The 572-nt window shown below is 45.3% G+C and carries 1 protein-coding gene; it reads right to left on the bottom strand.

Annotation, left to right across the window (positions count from 1 at the left end; translation table 11 throughout):
• Positions 1–572 (bottom strand): UvrB/UvrC motif-containing protein (locus R7Z50_RS29645; protein WP_318150032.1); only part of this gene is annotated, 572 nt, incomplete at both ends.

Below are 572 nucleotides of genomic sequence, written 5' to 3'. Positions count from 1 at the left end.
ATATCAAAACACTCCATCCTCATAATAGACTCCATTCCCAGCGTCTCGCGAAGTGCTTTGAAACGTTGGTTGATCGTCATCTTATGGTTGATTTTTGTGGTGATGGCAGTAAGTGCATTGGTATTAGACAGCTTAAGATATCTCCCTCCCGCACCAGTCGGAGAAGTATGGAAATGAACCTTACGCCCTGCGACTTCACTCAGTGCTTTTTGAATGGGTTCGAGATCGTCGGCCAACTCTTGGTTCAGTATTATTCGAGATGGGATTGTTCGCGCCTCATTGTGGCTCAGGTAATACTGAGTCAAAAAGCTATCGAATACCTCTTGTTGGCTCGTGTTTTGAGGAATCTTAGGGAAATGACTGCGACTGCCTAACACTTTACCCTGACGAATCATCAATATGTGGATGCAAGCAATGCCGTTCTCTTGCGCAAAACCCAGCACATCCATATCATCCATGCTGTCTTCCGATACATATTGCTGTTCTTGGACTCGTCTTATCGCTTGTATCTGATCACGAAACTTTGCCGCGTCTTCAAACCGAAGTTGCTGACTTGCAACCTCCATTTTCTC

The organism is Vibrio sp. 1249-1, assembly GCF_033340495.1.
This window is presented reverse-complemented; position numbering and strand designations above follow the sequence as displayed.